The organism is Nocardia sp. NBC_01730 (assembly GCF_035920445.1).
GTDB lineage: Bacteria > Actinomycetota > Actinomycetes > Mycobacteriales > Mycobacteriaceae > Nocardia.
In genome coordinates, this window is sequence record NZ_CP109162.1 from 6,716,472 (window position 1) to 6,733,494 (window position 17,023).

Genomic DNA, 17,023 nt, shown 5'->3' on the forward strand with positions numbered 1-17,023 from the left:
CTGGCGTGGAGTGCTACGTCTCAGAGACGGGGGTGAGGGTGTAGGCGGTGGGGTCCAGTTTGCGGGTGGAGCGGCGGTAGCTGGTTTGCGAGCCCGGCCAGTTGTTGGTGATCCGGCCTGCGGAGTTGCGGTACCAGCTGGAGCAGAAGTTCCAGGGGGTGCGGGCGAGGCGTTGTTGGAGGGCGGTGTTGAAGGTCGCCTCCCGGTCCGCGCGCACGTCGAGACAGTGGCCGGGGCGGTCGGCGAGCAGTTGGACCGCCTGGCGGATGTAGCGGGTCTGCGATTCGATCATGTAGATGATCGAGCCGACGCCGAGATTGGTGTTCGGCCCATAGACCAGGAACAGGTTGGGGAAGTCCGGCACCGAGATGCCGTAGTAGGCGTGTGCGCCGTCGGCCCAGGCGTCCGACAGCTTGCGGCCCGCGCGGCCGTAGATGTTCATCGGCCAGAGAAATTCGGTGCCCTTGAATCCGGTGCCGTAGATGATCACGTCCACCTCGTGCACTACACCGTCGGCGGTGTGTACGCCCTCCGGTGTGATCTCGGTGATCTCGGTGGTTTCCACCTGTACGTTCGGCTGGGTCAGGGCGGGATAATAGTCGTTGGAGAACAGTGCGCGCTTGCACCCGACCGGATAGTCGGGGGTGAGCTCGGCCCGCAGCCGCGGATCCTCGACCTGCCTGGCCAGGTGCTGGGACGCGATGCGCGCCACCAGCCGCGTGATCGCGGGGAACTCGACCAGCCCGAGCGAGAAGAACTCGCAGATCGACCACCACCCGAACCGCTCGACCAGCAGCACGCCGGGCACCCGCGCGAACAGGCTGTGCTGGATCGGCGAGTAGTCGGTGTCGAATTTCGGGACCACCCAGGCGGGCGTGCGCTGGAACAGTGTGAGGTGGGCGACCTGCGGCTGGATCTCCGGGATGAACTGGATGGCGCTGGCCCCGGTACCGACGCAGGCGACGCGTTTGCCGGTGAGTTCGACGTCGTGGTTCCACTCCGCCGAGTGGAACGACGGGCCGGTGAAGGTATCGATGCCGGGTATGCTCGGCATCGCCGGGCGGGACAGCTGGCCCACCGCCGAGATCAGCACGTCTACGACCCGGGTATCCCCGTCCGCGGTGCGGACCGTCCAGCGGCCGGTGGCGTCGTCGAATTCCGCGTCGATCACGGCGGTGCCGAACCGGATCGTGTCGAGCACACCGTGCCGCTCGGCGACGCCGCGCAGGTAGTCATGGATGGCGACGCGCCCCGAGTACCGCTGCGGCCAGTCCGGTTTGGGTTCGAACGAGTACGAATACAGTGGGGACGGCACGTCGCACGCGGCCCCGGGATAGGTGTTCTCCCGCCACACACCGCCGAGGTCGGCGGCGCGCTCCAGGATTGTGATGTTGTCGAGACCGTTGCGACGCAATTCGATCGCCATGCCGATGCCGCCGAAGCCCGCGCCGACGATGAGGATCGATGGCCCATTGTCTGCTGTCATATGGCGCTCCTCACGGGACCATGGATGACTTCACTGTAGGAGCCTCTACCCGTCGTATCGAGATATTCGGCCATAATGTCCGCGTGCAGCGGGTACAGGGTCCGGAAATCCGCGATTGGAATTTTCCGCGCGGCGTGGCAAGCGTGGCGCTGATGGCCGGCTACGCGGCCGAGCGCGACGTCCCCACCGCGCGCATGCTGCACGGCACCGGTCTCACCGAGCAGCAGCTGCGCGACCCGGACGCGCAGATCGACGCGCACGCTGAGCTCACGGTGATCCGCAATCTCGTCCGCGCACTGCCCGACTTGCCTGCGCTCGGTATCGAGGTCGGCCGCCGCTATCGGATCACCACGTTCGGCATCTTCGGCTTCGCCTGCGTCAGCAGCCCGACGCTGGGTGAGGCGATCAGTTTCGCGCTGCGCTACCTGGACCTGAGCTTCACCTTCTGCTTGCCGGTGGCGGAGTGGGGCGAGGGCGAGTTCGTCGCGTGGGTGCGCGACGAGTCGGTGCCCGCCGACGTGCGGCAGTTCCTCGTCGAACGCGATGTGACCGCGATGCACCAGGTGATGAGCGATCTGCTCGGTACCCATCTGCCGCTGACCAGGGCCGAATTCCGTTTCTCCGCACCAAGTTACGCCGACCGGATCAGGGCGGTCACGGTGGTGCGGCCGCAGTTCGACATGCCGCACAACCTGTTCGCCATCGATCCGGTGATGCTGGAGCAGCCGCTGCCCCAGGCGAACGAGCACACCTGGACGATGTGCCTGACCCAGTGCCGGGACCTGGTGCACCGCCGCAGGGCCCGCACCGGCATCGCCGCAGAGGTGCGTGCGCGTCTCGTGCCGCGCGGCGGCGCTGACGGCTTCGCCGCACCGCCCGGAATCGACACCGTGGCAAGCGATCTCAACATGAGTACGCGCACTCTGCGTCGCCACCTCGACGCGGCCGGGACCAGCTACCGCGCGCTGCTGGACGAAGTCCGCCGTGCCTTGGCCGAGGAAATGCTCACCGCCACCCCGCTTTCGGTGAGCGATGTCGCGATTCGCCTCGGTTACGCCGAAGCGTCCACGTTCATCTACGCGTTCAAGCGGTGGACCGGCGGCACCCCTGCGGCCTACCGGCGCGAACGCGCCGCGCGACGTTAGGTCGCTTCGCCACGTCCGCTTCGACTGCCGGTGTAGGCGAGCTCGCGAATCTTGCCGACCGCCTCGGGGAACATTTTCACCTCGGGCGGATGGTTGAGCATGGGATCGAAATAGTCCGTCCGGTGCTCGGCGGGTTCCTCGTGGCGCAGCGTGAGTTCGGCGAGCCGCAGGCGCGGCGCACCGATGCCGCTCGAGGTGAGGGTGAAGGTCACCATGTGTTCACGCAGGTGCTCGTTCATCGCGTCGAGTGACGCCGAGCTGGGCTGATCGGCGTCCGGCTCGGCGAAGAACCAGGTCGGCGTTGACTTTCCGACCCGATAGGGCAGCAGGCTGCCGTAGCGGGCGCTGGCCCAGCCTCGGGCGGGCGTGAACACGAATCGGCTCAACGGTCCACCACCGGTCGTGGCCAAGGCGAAGTCCCATGGCTCGTTATCGCGGTCGAGCACCCGGAACGCGAAGCCGAGCACATCGGGCATGCCCGACGGCGTGCCCGCCCACTTGGACAATCGCGCGATAACGGCACGTTCGCCACCGCCGAAGAGGGGCTCGAACTCGCTCTCCGCGTGCAGCCGGCCGGACAGATGCACGCCGTCGGCGTAGCACAATCGCGCGTGCCGGAGCCGCGCTCCGGTCGCGAACGCGCCTTTCACCACTGCGGCTGATTGGTCGACCATGGCGGGCCCTCCGGGGTAGGCGTTCCTGTCGTCTCCCGATTGCCCCGGCTCCCGGCGGGTAAACAGAACTCAGCCGGGCTGCACCCCGATCCGGCCGCCCATCGGGATCGTGCGGAAATGGCTTGTCAGGCGGTTGTTCTCATCGATGACGTGCAGAGCGACCGCTGGGTCCGGCGCGTAGTCCATGACATGGTCGGGGAGTTCGAGCTCCCATTCGCCGCCCAGCACGGACGCGGTGCTCGGCCCCACCAGCAGCGGACGCCCCGCGAACGTGGTCGTCGCCGACGAGTGCGCGTGGCCGGTGAGCACGCCGACGATGCGATCGTCGCCCGCGACCAGATCGGCGAGCCGCCTTGGGTCAGCAAGCGAGATCTCGTCGACGACCGGGCTGAACAGGTGTGCGGGCGGGTGGTGCAGCGCGAGCAGGACCGGCTCGGCTGCCGGCGCCGCGGCAAGGACGCCGTGCAGCCAGTCGTAGGTGTCGTCGGTGAGCTGCCCGCCGGCCTCGCCGGGAATGCTCGAATCCAGCAGGACGACGGTGAGGTCGCCGATGTGATGGGTGTGGTTGATCGGCGCGTCGGATGCGGGCTCGCCGAGCAGGGCGGTGCGGAAGCTCGCGCGGTCGTCGTGGTTGCCCGGGATGGGGTACACCGGGATGTCGACGTCGAAGGCGAGCCTGGCCTCGGCGTACTGCTCCGGCTTTCCGCACTCGGTGATGTCGCCGGTCACCAGGATGGCATCGGGCTTGCGACGGAGGTCGGCGAGAAAAGCCATGACCCGCTCCACACGTTCGGCGTTGCGGATGCCGAGATCGAAATGGGTGTCGCTGACCTGAGCCACCAGGATCATCGGCATTCGCTTTCACTAGGGGATCGCTGCAGTGCGCCAGAGTGCGCTCACGTCGCGTCCGCGGCACGTCATCAGGCTAGATGACCTGCGTATTACGCGTCGTTATGAGGCTCACCACCGGTCGAAACCTACTCGGCGGAATATGGGTGCGGTCATAGTGGCCGGTATCGGCGGGCCGGGCTGCCGCACAAGTCGGCGACGATCGGGATGCCGAGTTCGCGGCGTAGGGCGGCGTGCCACAGCCCGCCTCGGGGTCGGTCTTACTTCGGCTGCTCGGTGACCGCCGCGGAGAGGGTGCGTAGTGCGCGCAGGAATACTCGCCGGTCTGCGGCGGGGAGCTGATCGAGCAGCCGATTCTCTTGCGCCTGGATTTCGCGTTGCGCACGGTCGCGCAGCGCGCGGCCCGCCTCGGTGAGCGACACCAGGTTCACCCGCCGATCCGCTGGGTCCGGTGCGCGGTCGATGAGCCCGCGTCGCTGCAGCTCGTCGAGTACGCCGATGATGCGGGTTTTGTCCGCGCCGATCGCCTTGGCCAGGGCCGCCTGGGTGTAGACGGGTTCGGTGTCGAGGCCGAGCAGCACTACATATCCCCACATCGACAGCTCGTGACGGGTCAGCACGGGCGCCTCCGCGGCCATGAGCGCCCGTCCGAGCGGCATGATCATCGCGGCGAGGTCGGGACGGGCTTCTGGCATGGATCGAAGATACTGCTTGGCAAATAGTAAGCATCAGCATACGATAGGCTTATGTTTACTATTGGAAATGGGCAGGAGTTGCGCGACCTTCATGCCCGTGCCGTGCGATTGAGCGTCGACGCGGTCAACCGCGTGACCCCCGACCGGCTCGGCGCCGAAACACCCTGTGCAGAGTGGAATCTTCAAGTCTTGCTGGAGCACATGATCACGCAGAACCACGGCTTCGCCGCCGCCGCGCGGGGCAGCGACGATCCCGGGCTATGGACGGTCCGCCCCGCTACCGATCCGGTCGCGGACTATCGCGCCTCGGCCGACGACCTGATCGCCGCGTTCGCCGCCGAGGATGTGTTCGAGCGCGCGCTGCTGCTGCCGGAAATCCTGCCCGGCTACGGTTTCCCCGCCGGCCTCGCGATCGGCTTCCACCTGATCGATAGCGTCGTGCACGCCTGGGACGTCGCGCAGTCGATCGGGGAGGCCATCACCTTGGACGAAGCCCTGGGCAAAGAGGCGCTGCGCATCGCGCTCGCCGTCCCGGACGGTCCGGAACGCTCGGCCCCCGGCGCGGCTTTCGCGCCGGGATCGATGGTCCCGGACCAGATGTCGGTGCTGGATCGGATCCTGCTCGTGCTCGGTCGTTCGCCGAGTTGGCCGGACAGCGCGGACTGAGCTGGGTGTCCGTTCGAGCGGCTCAGCGGACGGTGTGCAGCAGCTCGCTCGCTCGCTCGAGCGCCGCTGCCTCATCCGATCCGGCTATCGGTCGCCAGAATCCGGTGTCGGGTGGGGCGGCCAGCACGAGTTCCGGGGGCGTGCGCCACGACGCGGTCAGACCGAGACGCCAGGAGTGCAGATAGGTTCGCTCATGCGTTCCCGATCGGTCGAACAGTGGGTCACCGACGATGGGATGACCAGTCCAGGCCAGGTGGACCCGGATCTGATGGCGGCGGCCGGTGACCGGCCGCAGCGCGAGGACGGTGTGCGCGGCACCGCGCAGCACGGTCGCGAAGTGGGTGACCGACGGATAGTTCTTGGCGTCGAGCAGATCGGCCTCCTCGACGAACCACCGATCCGCCTCGTGATGTATGCGCTCCCGCGGCGCGGCGATCCGCACCCGGTTCTTGCGTCCGACGCTGAGCGGCAGATCGATCACGCCGGTATCGGGCAGCCCGGTGGCCGCGACGACGGCCAGGTACGCCTTGTCGGCGGTCTGCTTGTTGAACTGCCTGGTCAGCTCACCGTGCGCGCCGAGTTCCTTCGCGAACAGGATCAGGCCGGAGGTCACCTTGTCGATCCGGTGCACCGGATACAGCGTTTCGCCCGCGGCGGCCGCGAGTTCGACCATGTCGGTGTCATGGCGTTCGCCGGTGACGGAGATTCCGGCGGGCTTGTGCAACGCGAGAATCGCCGCGTCCTCCTCGACGAGGGAACGCGCGCGCAGCTGTGACCAGGTCTCCACCGGACGAGCCTAATGGGCGCAGTCGGACGGCGTCCGCCCGCAGCCCGCGCCGGGCCAGGCGAAGGCTCGAGGAAAGGTAGCCGTGTATGCGCCGGGTCGAGCGAGGGCTCGAGGTAGCCGTGTATGCGCCGGGTCGAGCGAAGGCTCGAGGTAGCCGTGTATGCGCCGGGTCGAGCGAAGGCGAGGCAGCCGCCTAGGGTCCGTCCGGCGCGGTCTCGGCGCGGGACCTACTTGCTCATGCCATTGCGGCGCAGCACGTGTGGGCGCAGCCGGTTGAAGCCACGCACCCGGACGCTGCGCAGGTTCCTGATGTCCAACTCCGGCTCGCCGTCCAGTGCGGCGGCAGCGGCATCATCGATCAGCACGGTGCCCGGCCGTGCGACACCGGTCAGTCGGGACGCGATGTTCACCACCGAGCCGTACAGGTCCCCGAAGCGCTGCAACACCGGGCCGTAGGCGACGGCGACGCGCAGCTCCGGAGTGCCGCCGACCATCATCGTCGACTCCTGGATCGCCAGCGCGATCCGGGCGGCGTCGGCCGCGCTCTCCGCGGCGAACATCACTTCGTCGCCGACGTTCTTGATCACCCAGCCGCCGTTCTCGGTGATCGCCGCGGTCGTGGTGGACTCGAACGCCTCCAGCAGCATGGACAGTTCGTCGGGATGCAGGTGCCTGGTCAGCCGGGTGTAGCCGACCATGTCGGCGAAGCCGACGGCCAGCTCCCGGATCGACTCGCCCGCCGTCGTTCCCGGGTCCAGCGAGCGGGACAGCGCCGCGGCGAGATGCCGCCGCCACGCATAGCTGTTCAGCTGCTCCAGCGTGGCGATGGCGCCCTCGGTCGCGGCGCGCACCGCCTCGACCGGGTCGGCTCCCTGGCCCGCCTCCTCGATGCGCTCGGTGATCTCCGCGAGCACCAGATCGACCTGCCATTCCGCCAGCCGCGCCATACCCTGCCCGAGCGTGCGCACGGTCGCCGCCTGCCGACGGTTGTCGGCCGAGGAAAGGACGTTCAACTGCTGGAAGCTGCGGACTGCCGCGACGTCGGCGTCGGTGTAGTCGACCGCGTCGTCGTCCACGCTGGAGGGGAAACCCAGCGCCATCCACAGCCGCCGGGTGAGCGCCTTCGTCGTCCCGGTCCGCTCGGCGACCTCGGGGCGGTTGTACCGGCGCGTTCCGTCGAGCAGATACGACTCGACGACCGATTGCACCAGCTCGGACATCTCGGTGGGCACCATGATCGGTACCCTACGTTTTCACGCCTGCGGCGGCTCGGGGGTGTCGCTCTGGAACGGCGCGAGCGACTCGAAGGACCAGGTGAGCGTCCCTGCGGCAAGATCGGCGAGTACGCCTTCGAGCCAACGTAATTCGGCCTCGGTCACGGCGCGCAGGTATTCGTCCTCCAGCATCACGACGCGCGGCAGGCCCATGTTCGCTGCCTGGTCGGCTTCGGTTGCCATCTCGGCCAGCTGGTCGCGCAGCGCCTTGGCGCGCCGCTCCAGTTCGGTGTGGGCGGCGTCCGTCCCGAGCAGCATGAGGAAGGACAGCGCGGCCGGAAACTCGGGGTACTCGTTGCGTGGTTCGCCGAGCATCTCGGCCAGCCAGGTGCCGAAGGCCGCGCGTCCCGCATCGGTGATCTCGTAGACGGTCCGCTCGGGGTAGAGCTGGTCGCGCCCGGTCTCGCGAACGGTGACCAGTCCGGCGTCCTGTAGTCGAGCGATCGTCTTGTAGAGGGCGGCGCGCTGCGTGACGTTGACGACTTTGTCCTTGCCCCATTCCTTGATCCGCCGCTGGATGGCGTACGGGTGCATCGGTTCCAGATGCAGGATCCCGAGCAGTGCCATCGCCAGGGGAGACCGCTTGATCTGCGCCGATGCCGTCATGACGCCCATTCTAATGGTTGCGCGAAAACTAGATGGCAACAGACTAGTTGCAATGTAACTAGTCTGTGTGGCACTATGACTCAGCAGTGCGGAACCGCCCGAAAGGACCCGACATGAATCTCACGACCGCTCCGGCCCGAATCCACGTGGACCACGACACCGTCAAGCGGCTCGGCGACTGGACCGACGCCACCCGATTCGAGGTGACCGCCCGCTACGGCGCGCTCGTCCTGGACCTGCGCTCGCCGCGGATCGCGGGCGGCGGCGATATCGAAGTGCACGCCGACCTGGACCACGCCATGGTGAAGCTGCTCGTTCCCGACGACGCCGTCATCGAGCAGACCGCGCTGCGATGGACCGGTCGCGGTCGGGTGAAGGACATGGCACGGCCGCGGGACGCCGCCGGACGGGTCGTCCGGCTGACCGGGTCCGGCCTGAAGAGCGAGTTCCGCGTGCACCGCGGCGGCATCGCGGTCCTGTCCGCGATGTTCTCGCGCGAGTTCTTCGAGGACGCGCGGCGCGCGAACCGCGAAGGTCTGCATCCGACCCTGGCTGATCCGGCCAACGCGCCGCGGTGACCACGGTCCACGGTCCCGGACTCGACGAGCGCCGAGTCCGGGACCGGCGGTGTTTCAGCGGCGCGAACGCCGGCCCACTCTCGCGGATTTGCCATGGGCACCTATGGAACATCCGCGGCGCTGCTGTAGTCGGTGCGGCCAGTACTCGACAAGTTTCTGCAGGTAGCTCCGAGGCACGCCGCAGTACCCGTCTGCATTACCACCGTCGAGCGGCCAGTGGGTCAGCTCCAGTCGCCGCCGAAAATCGGTGAGCACCTCGTCGGAAACCTGGATTGCACTGGGCTGCAGCGGAAACGGCCGCTTCTCGCTGCAGCGCGGGGAAAGGTTCCCATGGGTCGTCGTCGTCTGCTGCCGATACGGTCGGGGTTCTTCGAAAGCAAGCACAGCCCGGCTGCGTTCCGGGTTGCTCGACGCCGACCTCTTCGGGTGGCTGTGCAACCGCCGGAATCGGCTAAATTGGCAGAGTACTGCCATTACAAGGGAGACGGCGCGGGTGACTCGGAGGAGGCTCGGTGGACACGAACGCGGGTCCTGCGACCTTCGACGAGCTGTTGGTCGAAATCCGCGGTCGGATGAATTCGCTGTCCACCTCGCACAAGAAGCTGGCTCAGCGCGTGCTGTCGGATCCCGAAGCGGTGGCGTTTATGACAGTCTCCGAACTCGCGAGCGCGGTCGGAGTCAACGAGGCCACTGTCGTACGTTTTGCCAATGGTCTTGGTTTGAAGGGGTATCCAGGGCTGACGCGATTGTGTCGCGAACGGCTGCAGGAGCAGGCGCAACTGTTGCGCCGCTTCGACAATCTCGAGCACCTCGTAGCCGAGGGGGCCGGGGTGCGCGAACAGACCGTGGCGCTGGACCAGGCGAATATCGCACGGACGTTCGCGCGCATCGAAAACGCGATGTGGGAGTCGGCCGTCGATCGGCTGGCCCATGCGCCCCGGGTGCATGTGATGGGTCTGCGCAAGTGTCACGCCCCGGCGTATCTGCTGAGCTACCTGCTGCGCATGCTGCGTGAGGACGTGGCGGCGATCGATGCCGCCGCAGGCACCCTGACCGACGAACTGCGCAGGGTGCGGGCGGGCGACTGCTTCGTGGCGATGTCGATCCATCGCTACAGCCTCGACACCGTGCGTGCCGCGCGGTGGGCTCGGCAGCGCGGTGCCCACGTTGTCGCATTGACCGATACCGCCGTCTCACCGCTGGCGGTCTCGGCGCACGACACGTTCTACATCGAGGCGTCCAGTGCCAGCGTGCTGCGATCGATGACCGCCTTCACCTCGCTCGCTCAGGCGATGACGGGTGAGGTCGCCCACCTCCTGGGGCATCAGGTGCGTTCGACGCTGCTCGAGGAGGAAAAACTGCTGGGCGAGTTCGGCGTCTATGCCTCCGATACCGCAGGCGAATAACGCGGACGTGGTGGTCTACTCCGCCGTCGCCAGCTGTACCGCGACCGCTCGACGCTGATGAATCAGGCCTGCGGCGACGGCGGTGGCGGTGACCACCATGGTCAATGCGAGCGGAGTCCGGGTGCTGGAGGTCAGTGCCATCCCGACGACGATGGCCAGCAGGATGACTCCGACCGCATAGGAAAGGTATGGGTCGCCCCACATTTTCACGGGAAGGGCGGCGATCTGCGCCGCGGTCTTGTTGCGACGTCCGACGATCTGGGTGGCGCAGATGCACAGGTAGACCACGACCGCGATCGCGCCCGAGGAACTGAGCAAGAAGGTGAAAACCGCTCCGGTGGGCAGGAAGTAGTTCGCCACTACCGCAAGGAATCCGGCACTCGAGGCGGCGAGAACACCAGCGGCGGGCACCCCGGAGCGGGTGGTCTTGCCCAGCAGGCGGGGGCCTTCGCCGCGCCGCGACAGTGCGAAGAGCATCCGTGAAGACGAGTAGATACCCGAGTTCAGACACGACAACACCGCGGTGAGCACGACCAGATTCATGATGGTCTGTGTGCCGGGAACTCCCAGCAGGTTCAGCACCGCGGCGTAGGGGCTCTGGGTGATTTGCGTTGCGTTCCATGGCAATAGCGTGACCACCACGAGTATGGAGCCGACGTAGAAGATCAGGATGCGTCCAGCGACGCTGCGCATACTTGCGCGAACCGCACTGACCGGATCTTTCGCCTCACCTGCGGCGATCGTCACCAGTTCGGTACCGAAGTAGGCGAAGAAGACGGTCAACGACGCCACGAGCAATGGCGTGAATCCGTTCGGGAACAGGCCGCCCTGCCCGAGCAGGTTCGCCGTTCCTGGCGCGTCGTAGTGCGGGAACAAGCCACAGAACGCCGCGATACCGATTCCGATGAAGGCAACGATCGCAATCACCTTGATCATTGCGAACCAGAACTCGAAACGCGCGAAGGAAGTCACGGCCGCAAGGTTCACGCCGGTCAGGGCGCTCATGAAGATCAGGGAATACAGCCAGGTCGGCACCGAAGGCAGCAGCTGGTTGGCGATCGCCGCACCGGCGATGGCCTCGAAAGCGACTGTGACACACCAGTGGTAGGCGTAGACCCACCCGACCGCCAGCCCGGCCCAGGAACCGAGTTCTCGGGAGGCGTAGCTCGAGAACGATCCCGTCTCGGGGCTGGCCGTGGCCAGTTCGGCGAGCATGCGCATCACCAGGATGATGACGAGGCCGGTGAGCAGGTAGACGAAGACGATGCCCGGCCCTGCCGCGGCGATCGCCTTACCGCTGCCGACGAACAACCCGGCGCCGATGACTCCGCCGATACCGATCATCGTCAGCTGACGAGTGTTGATGTTGTGCTGCAGATTCCCCGAGGTTGGCACGATGCCTTCTTCCGTGGGCCGTGACCCGATAGCTGATAGTGACATGAAACACGCCCGACCCAACGCATGCAATAGATTTTGCATAAAGATTGCGGAGTGCAAATTTGATGGCATAGTGAAGGCATTGAACCGCGGGCCGGGCAGCCCGGCGCCGCGGATCGCGGGGCGTGCGGGTCGGCCGATCTGCCTGTCCCGCAACGCGTCAAGCAGCGATCAGGAAGAAGTGAGGCTCATGTCCACCGTGCTGGTGAGCAGATCCGGTTCCACCGCAACACTCGTTCTCAACCGCCCCGAACGGCTCAACGCAGTCAGTGCGGAGATGTACCGGACACTGGTCGACGAACTGAATGCCGCCGACTTCGATCCGAATATCCGCTGTGTCGTCCTCACCGGCACCGGACGGGCGTTCTGTGTCGGCGCCGACCTGAAAGCACACAAGTCCGGCACCAGGACTCCCGCGGAGCAGGCGCACTACGTCGAGCTGGGTCAGCGCGCCTGCGAGCAGATCCAGACGATGGGCACTCCGGTGGTGGCGGCGGTCAACGGATATGCCCTCGGCGCCGGTGCGGAGCTGGCCGTCAGCGCGGACTTCCTGGTCATGGCCGAGAACGCGCAGATGGGGTTTCCCGAGGTGAGCATCGGCACCTTCGTCGGAGGTGGCGTGACCAACCGGCTTCCGCGTCTGGTCGGTCTGCGCAGGGCCACGGACATGCTGATCCTCGGAGAGCGATTCACCGGTCGGCAGGCACTCGAATGGGGGTTGGCCCATGCCGTGGTACCTGAGGATCTCCTGCTCGGTTCGGCCCAAGCGCTCGCCGAAACTCTCGCGGCGAAGGCGCCACTCGCACTGACCCGGATGAAGGCGGCATTGCGCCGCGACGATCCCCCCGATGTCGCGTTCGCCACCGAGCCGAGGGAGCTTCTCGAATTGATGGCGACCAGGGATTGGGCAGAGGGTGTCGCCGCGTTTGCCGAACGCCGTACCCCAATCTTCGAAGGAAAATAGGCATGACCAGTATCGACGAGCACACGTCCCTTCTCGACGCTCGCGACCGCACCGCGCTCGAGCGGCTGTTCGACCCACATTCCATCGCCATCGTCGGCGCATCCGCCAATAGGGCCAAGCGCGGGTTCCAGGCCATCCGGGCCCTACAGCAATCCGGCTACGCCCATCCCATCTACCCGGTCAACCCGACAGCACCGCAGATCCTCGGCCTCGGCGTGTACTCGTCGATCGATCGGCTCCCCTGCGGCGTCGACGTCGCGCTGATCGCTTTGCCGGCCGCCGCCGTCCCCGACATGCTGCGCCAGTGCGCCGCCGCCGGTATCGCCGGAGCCGTTGTGCTCGCCAACGGTTTCGGAGAGATCGGGGAAGCCGGCGCCGAACTCGCCGCTGCGCTCGCGGCGGCGATCGCCGAGACCGGCATTCGGGTCATCGGTCCCAACACCTCGGGTCTGCTCAACGTCTCCTCGGGTGCGAATCTCGTTGGCCTCGAGAATGTTCCGTGCGGGCCGATCAGTGTGATCACCCAGAGCGGGAACATGCTGCTATCCCTGGTCAACGACGATCGGGCGACCAAAGGCCCCGGTTTCCACGCCTACGTGGGGCTGGGCAATCAGGCCGATGTTCGCTACGACGAATGCCTCACCGAACTCGCTCGCGATCCGCGCACCGGCGTTGTGGCGATCCATTCCGAGGGATTCGTCGACGGACGGGCGTTCTTGGCCGCCGCGGCTCATGCCGTGCCGGACACACCGGTTACCGTGCTGCGTGGCGGACGATCGGAAGTGGGGCGCCGTGCGGCGCGCTCACACACCGGCTCGATCGCCGGTTCGGACGATGTGGCGACAGCCGTGCTGCGGCAGGCGGGGGTGGAGCTCGTCGACCGCTCCGACGAGCTCGCGGTCGTCGCCGGCGCCCTTGCCACCTGCGCCCCGATCGCCCCGGGGCGTAAGGTCGCGATCCTCAGCGACGGCGGTGGCCACGCCACGCTGGCCGCCGATGCCCTGGCGGCCCGTGGCATCGAATTGGCCCGGCTCGGCGAGCAGACCCGGCTGCGGCTGCGGCAACTGCTCGGCGACGCCGCAGCGGTGGCCGATCCGGTCGACGTGGCCGGCGCCACCGACACCGACCCGATGGTGTTCGCCGAGGCCGCCGACGTCCTCATGCGCGATCCCGAGGTCGGTCTCGTGCTGATCATCGGCCTCTATGGCGGCTACCACCTGCGATTCGATCCCGAACTGCGCGAGATCGAGGACGCCGCAGGCGGCGTGTTGCTCGCGCTCATCGCCGAACACGGTGTCCCTCTGCTGGTCCAGAGCTGCTACGCCGGTTTCGAGATTGCCAACCACGACCGCCTTCGGGCCGGTGGTATACCGGTGCTCAGCTCCATCGATCACGCCGTGCGGGTGGTGGCGGCCCTGGAGCGGCGTGGCCGCCTGCTGGCCGATACCGCGCAACGCTCCTCGCTCGTACTTCCGCCCCCCGCCCCGGCCATCGAAGGATCAGGACTTCTCGACGAGCCGACCGGACGGCAGGTGATCGCGGCCGCCGGAATCGACGTCGGCGCCTGGACATTCGCTCGCACCGTCGCGGAAGTGGTCGCGGCCGTCGCCGAGCACCAACGGCCGTGTGCGCTGAAAGTCGTTTCTCCGCAGGTGATCCACAAATCCGACGTCGGAGGGGTCAGGCTCGGGGTGGTGGCCTCCGATGCCGCCCAGCACGCCCAAGCGGTCATCGACTCCGTCCGTGCCCACGTGCCCGACGCCCGCATCGACGGTGTGCTCATCACCCCCATCGCCGATGCCGGGGTCGAGCTGCTTGTCGGCGCCACTCGCGATCCGATCTTCGGACCGGTGGTGGCCTTCGGCAGCGGTGGGGTGCTGGTCGAGGCATTGCGGGATGTCGCATTCCGGGCCGCTCCCTTCACCGAGCTCGAGGCCCGCGAAATGATCGACGAGACGATCGTCTCCCGCATGCTCGACGGCTACCGTCACCTCCCGGCGGTCGACCGGCACGGGCTGGCCCGATTCCTTGTCCGCATCGGCGATTTCGTCGCCGCGCACCCGGAGATAGTCGAACTCGATCTCAATCCGGTGATCGTCTCGAGTTCCGGAATTTTCCTTGCCGATGTCCGAATCGTGTTGTCAGAGAACCTATCAGGAGATGGCGATGCGTGAACCGCTCCTGATCGACCGAACTGGCCACGTCGTCGTCTGGACGCTGAACAACCCGTCGGCGCGCAATCCGATATCCGAAGCCGACACCGTCACCGCACTCGAAGACGCGGTGACGGCGGCCAATCGAGACCACAGCCTGCGGGCGGTGATTCTCACCGGTGCGGGGTCGGCGTTCTCTTCCGGCGGCGACGTCAAACAGATGCGCGATCGGGCCGGAATGTTCAGCGGTACACCGGCGGAGCTGCGTCAGGGGTACCGGCACGGCATCCAGCGCATCCCGAAAGCCTTGTACCACTGCGAGATTCCCACGATCGCCGCCGTCAACGGTCCCGCTATCGGCGCGGGCTGTGACCTGGCGCTGCTGTGCGATCTGCGGATCGCCGCGAGCACCGCGGTATTCGCCGAGAGCTTCGTGAAAGTCGGTCTCATTCCCGGCGACGGCGGCTCCTGGCTGCTGCCGAGGGCGATCGGCATGGCCCGAGCCTGCGAAATGGCCTTCACCGGAGAACCGATCGACGCGCACACCGCTCTCGATTGGGGCCTGGTCTCCCAGGTCGTCGAACCCGATGTCCTCCTCGACGCGGCCCACCGGCTCGCCGCTCGGGTGAGCGCCAACCCGCCGCATGTGCTGCGGATGACCAAGCGCCTACTGCGTGAGGGCCGGCACCAGGGCATGGAAAGCCACCTGGAGCTGGCCGCAGCGATGCAGGCCGCCGCCCATCACACCGAGGATCACCGGGAGGCCGTCGCGGCCATGCTGGAGCGCAGACCGCCTGACTTCACGGATCGATGAGCAGACGGCGACCGCCGACCCGCTGGTCACCGGATTCCCTCACAGGTGGTCGCGTCGCTCCAGGTGCTTCAGTTGTGCGACCGATAGGGCTGCGACGAGCAGGCAGAGGGGTATTAATCCGAATGCTGCGCGTATCCCGAGTTGATCGGCGAGGGCGCCGAGGAGGAAGGGTGCGGCCCCGAAGCCGAATGCGATGCCGTAGGAGTTGCGTGACATGGCGAGTTCGGGCTGCTGATTCGACGTTTTCATGGTGAGGGCTACGCCGAGCGGGAAGTGCAGCGAGATACCCAATCCGCAGCAGATGAGGCCGGCCATGGCGATTTCCGGGTCGGCGGTGGACCAGAACACTGCGAATCCGGCGGCCGCGATCGTCAGTGCGGCGAACATCAAGGGTGCGGTGGGGATCCGCGCCACTACCCATCCTCCCGCGAGTCTGCCGACCAGCATGCCGCCGAGTACCGCGGACACTCCGATGGCAGCCATGTCCGCAGCCATTCCGGTGTGTATTCGGAGTTGCTCGGGTGACCACAGCATCAGGCCCGCCTCGACGGAACCGGTGGCCAGCAGGCAAGTCCACGCCAGCCAGTATCGCCGTGGCAAGCCCTCGCTTTCGGAATGCTGTCGATCGGGAACGACGCGGATTTGGGCGGTCGAGTGTCGGTGGGTCAGCGCGGTTACCGCAGCGAGCACACAGGCGAAGACGATCGAAAGGCCCATCGCGGCGCGCCAGTCCAGTCCGGCGTCCACTGCGACGTTGATCAGCAATGGGGCGATGATCCCCATGCCGGCGCTGGCCGCGTTGGCTTCGCTGATCGCTGCTCCGGAAGTCGTTGCGTGGTGGTCGGAGAGTCCGGTGGAGACTCCGCTCAGCACGAGGATGCCGAAGCCCATAGCGATTGCGGCAGCGACAAGGGTGCCGACCACCGATGGCGTCAGGCAGAACATTGCCACGCCGGAGGCCAGTCCGCCGAGGGCGATCGACAGTACGACAGCCAGTGGCAACCGCCGCGTCAAGTGCGGGAACAGTGCGCCGCCGATCACCGCGCCGACCGCGAGCGCCGGTCCGTACAGGCCGGCGACGGTACGGCTCAAATCCGCCTCCTGCCGGAAGAGGAGTACGGAGGGACCGAATCCGAACTGGAAATATCCGAAGGCGCCTTGTTGTGCATAGTGCAGCCAGGTGACGCGATCGCGTACCAGGCGTGTCGTCGAGTGGCTTCGATCTATCGTCTCGGCATTTTCGAACTGGCCGGTCTGTAATTGCAATACGCTATCAAGTCCGACTGAATCGCCGCTCAATGAATTTCAACCTTCGTTCATTTACCCGCGAGCGTGGTGGGGCCCACTCGTCATCGCTGCTATTTCGGGGTCAGGTGCCATACTGGGCGCATGCACTGACAAAGAGAGATCGCGGCCATGTCTGTTGATGGCCAGAAAAGCGCAGCTCGATCGATATGCTTAGGTAGTTGAAGGTTCGCCAGCGCGGGCA

The 17,023-nt window shown here is 66.8% G+C and carries 17 protein-coding genes; 7 read left to right on the forward strand and 10 right to left on the reverse strand.

The features are described 5' to 3' along the window. Positions 1–13: 13 nt before the first annotated feature. The gene (locus tag OHB12_RS28400) at positions 14–1,486 is read right to left on the reverse strand and encodes a flavin-containing monooxygenase (RefSeq protein ID WP_327112362.1); all 1,473 of its coding nucleotides are present in this window, start codon (positions 1,484–1,486) and stop codon (positions 14–16) included. 83 nt (positions 1,487–1,569) lie between these two features. Between OHB12_RS28400 and OHB12_RS28405 the strand changes: the two genes are divergently transcribed. Then, complete coding sequence (locus OHB12_RS28405; protein WP_327112363.1) at positions 1,570–2,631, forward strand: AraC family transcriptional regulator; 1,062 nt, start codon at positions 1,570–1,572, stop codon at positions 2,629–2,631. Here the strand turns inward: OHB12_RS28405 and OHB12_RS28410 are convergent. From OHB12_RS28410 to OHB12_RS28420, 3 genes are all read right to left on the reverse strand, one after another. Next, positions 2,628–3,305 (reverse strand): phosphodiesterase, encoded by a 678-nt coding sequence (locus OHB12_RS28410; protein WP_327112365.1) that lies wholly within the window; start codon positions 3,303–3,305, stop codon positions 2,628–2,630. The genes OHB12_RS28405 and OHB12_RS28410 overlap by 4 nt on opposite strands. 69 nt (positions 3,306–3,374) lie before the next feature. Next, complete coding sequence (locus tag OHB12_RS28415; RefSeq protein WP_327112367.1) at positions 3,375–4,160, reverse strand: metallophosphoesterase; 786 nt, start codon at positions 4,158–4,160, stop codon at positions 3,375–3,377. A 254-nt stretch (positions 4,161–4,414) separates the two neighbouring features. After that, positions 4,415–4,849 carry a MarR family winged helix-turn-helix transcriptional regulator gene (locus OHB12_RS28420; protein WP_327112369.1) on the reverse strand — a complete coding sequence of 145 codons (435 nt, stop codon included), beginning with the start codon at positions 4,847–4,849 and terminating at the stop codon, positions 4,415–4,417. A 51-nt stretch (positions 4,850–4,900) separates the two neighbouring features. Between OHB12_RS28420 and OHB12_RS28425 the strand changes: the two genes are divergently transcribed. Then, the gene (locus tag OHB12_RS28425) at positions 4,901–5,515 is read left to right on the forward strand and encodes a TIGR03086 family metal-binding protein (RefSeq protein ID WP_327112371.1); all 615 of its coding nucleotides are present in this window, start codon (positions 4,901–4,903) and stop codon (positions 5,513–5,515) included. A gap of 22 nt (positions 5,516–5,537) precedes the next feature. Here OHB12_RS28425 and OHB12_RS28430 read toward each other — a convergent pair whose 3' ends face one another. The 3 genes from OHB12_RS28430 to OHB12_RS28440 all read right to left on the reverse strand — a co-directional run bounded on the left by OHB12_RS28430 (position 5,538) and on the right by OHB12_RS28440 (position 8,182). After that, the gene (locus OHB12_RS28430) at positions 5,538–6,302 is read right to left on the reverse strand and encodes an RluA family pseudouridine synthase (RefSeq protein ID WP_327112373.1); all 765 of its coding nucleotides are present in this window, start codon (positions 6,300–6,302) and stop codon (positions 5,538–5,540) included. Between the two features lie 227 nt (positions 6,303–6,529). Beyond that, on the reverse strand, positions 6,530–7,537 hold the full coding sequence (locus OHB12_RS28435) for an adenylate/guanylate cyclase domain-containing protein (protein WP_327112375.1): 1,008 nt from the start codon (positions 7,535–7,537) through the stop codon (positions 6,530–6,532). 18 nt (positions 7,538–7,555) lie between these two features. Then, positions 7,556–8,182: a PadR family transcriptional regulator gene (locus OHB12_RS28440; RefSeq protein WP_327112377.1), complete on the reverse strand. Its 627-nt coding sequence runs from the start codon at positions 8,180–8,182 to the stop codon at positions 7,556–7,558. Between the two features lie 113 nt (positions 8,183–8,295). Between OHB12_RS28440 and OHB12_RS28445 the strand changes: the two genes are divergently transcribed. After that, positions 8,296–8,760, forward strand: coding sequence for a hypothetical protein (locus tag OHB12_RS28445; RefSeq protein WP_327112379.1), 465 nt, complete (start codon positions 8,296–8,298; stop codon positions 8,758–8,760). Between the two features lie 54 nt (positions 8,761–8,814). Here the strand turns inward: OHB12_RS28445 and OHB12_RS36470 are convergent, their stop codons facing one another. Then, a complete protein-coding gene (locus OHB12_RS36470; protein ID WP_442799870.1) occupies positions 8,815–9,234 on the reverse strand; it encodes an epoxide hydrolase N-terminal domain-containing protein in 420 nt (139 codons plus the stop codon). Between the two features lie 38 nt (positions 9,235–9,272). Between OHB12_RS36470 and OHB12_RS28450 the strand changes: the two genes are divergently transcribed. Then, the gene (locus tag OHB12_RS28450) at positions 9,273–10,166 is read left to right on the forward strand and encodes a MurR/RpiR family transcriptional regulator (protein ID WP_327112381.1); all 894 of its coding nucleotides are present in this window, start codon (positions 9,273–9,275) and stop codon (positions 10,164–10,166) included. A 15-nt stretch (positions 10,167–10,181) separates the two neighbouring features. Here the strand turns inward: OHB12_RS28450 and OHB12_RS28455 are convergent, their stop codons facing one another. Then, the gene (locus OHB12_RS28455) at positions 10,182–11,561 is read right to left on the reverse strand and encodes an amino acid permease (protein ID WP_327112383.1); all 1,380 of its coding nucleotides are present in this window, start codon (positions 11,559–11,561) and stop codon (positions 10,182–10,184) included. Between the two features lie 232 nt (positions 11,562–11,793). Here OHB12_RS28455 and OHB12_RS28460 point away from each other — a divergent pair, with 232 nt between their 5' ends. The 3 genes from OHB12_RS28460 to OHB12_RS28470 are packed head-to-tail and all read left to right on the forward strand — an operon-like array spanning position 11,794 to position 15,534. Further along, a complete protein-coding gene (locus OHB12_RS28460; RefSeq protein ID WP_327112385.1) occupies positions 11,794–12,567 on the forward strand; it encodes an enoyl-CoA hydratase/isomerase family protein in 774 nt (257 codons plus the stop codon). 2 nt (positions 12,568–12,569) lie between these two features. After that, positions 12,570–14,741 (forward strand): acetate--CoA ligase family protein, encoded by a 2,172-nt coding sequence (locus tag OHB12_RS28465; RefSeq protein WP_327112387.1) that lies wholly within the window; start codon positions 12,570–12,572, stop codon positions 14,739–14,741. Continuing rightward, the gene (locus tag OHB12_RS28470; RefSeq protein WP_327112389.1) at positions 14,734–15,534 is read left to right on the forward strand and encodes a crotonase/enoyl-CoA hydratase family protein; all 801 of its coding nucleotides are present in this window, start codon (positions 14,734–14,736) and stop codon (positions 15,532–15,534) included. Before OHB12_RS28465 ends, OHB12_RS28470 begins: the two co-directional genes overlap by 8 nt. A 39-nt stretch (positions 15,535–15,573) precedes the next feature. Here the strand turns inward: OHB12_RS28470 and OHB12_RS28475 are convergent, their stop codons facing one another. Beyond that, entirely contained in the window at positions 15,574–16,833 is a 1,260-nt protein-coding gene (locus OHB12_RS28475; RefSeq protein WP_327112392.1) for an MFS transporter, read from the reverse strand. Positions 16,834–17,023: the final 190 nt, after the last annotated feature.

What these genes read in the sequence shown, in the direction of transcription:
- OHB12_RS28400 (WP_327112362.1), bottom strand. Translation starts at nt 1,486, where the DNA reads ATGACAGCAGACAATGGGCCATCGATCCTCATCGTCGGCGCGGGCTTC.
- OHB12_RS28410 (WP_327112365.1), bottom strand. Translation starts at nt 3,305, where the DNA reads ATGGTCGACCAATCAGCCGCAGTGGTGAAAGGCGCGTTCGCGACCGGA.
- OHB12_RS28415 (WP_327112367.1), bottom strand. Translation starts at nt 4,160, where the DNA reads ATGCCGATGATCCTGGTGGCTCAGGTCAGCGACACCCATTTCGATCTC.
- OHB12_RS28420 (WP_327112369.1), bottom strand. Translation starts at nt 4,849, where the DNA reads ATGCCAGAAGCCCGTCCCGACCTCGCCGCGATGATCATGCCGCTCGGA.
- OHB12_RS28425 (WP_327112371.1), top strand. Translation starts at nt 4,901, where the DNA reads ATGTTTACTATTGGAAATGGGCAGGAGTTGCGCGACCTTCATGCCCGT.
- OHB12_RS28435 (WP_327112375.1), bottom strand. Translation starts at nt 7,537, where the DNA reads ATGGTGCCCACCGAGATGTCCGAGCTGGTGCAATCGGTCGTCGAGTCG.
- OHB12_RS28440 (WP_327112377.1), bottom strand. Translation starts at nt 8,182, where the DNA reads ATGACGGCATCGGCGCAGATCAAGCGGTCTCCCCTGGCGATGGCACTG.
- OHB12_RS28445 (WP_327112379.1), top strand. Translation starts at nt 8,296, where the DNA reads ATGAATCTCACGACCGCTCCGGCCCGAATCCACGTGGACCACGACACC.
- OHB12_RS36470 (WP_442799870.1), bottom strand. Translation starts at nt 9,234, where the DNA reads ATGGCAGTACTCTGCCAATTTAGCCGATTCCGGCGGTTGCACAGCCAC.
- OHB12_RS28460 (WP_327112385.1), top strand. Translation starts at nt 11,794, where the DNA reads ATGTCCACCGTGCTGGTGAGCAGATCCGGTTCCACCGCAACACTCGTT.
- OHB12_RS28465 (WP_327112387.1), top strand. Translation starts at nt 12,570, where the DNA reads ATGACCAGTATCGACGAGCACACGTCCCTTCTCGACGCTCGCGACCGC.
- OHB12_RS28470 (WP_327112389.1), top strand. Translation starts at nt 14,734, where the DNA reads ATGCGTGAACCGCTCCTGATCGACCGAACTGGCCACGTCGTCGTCTGG.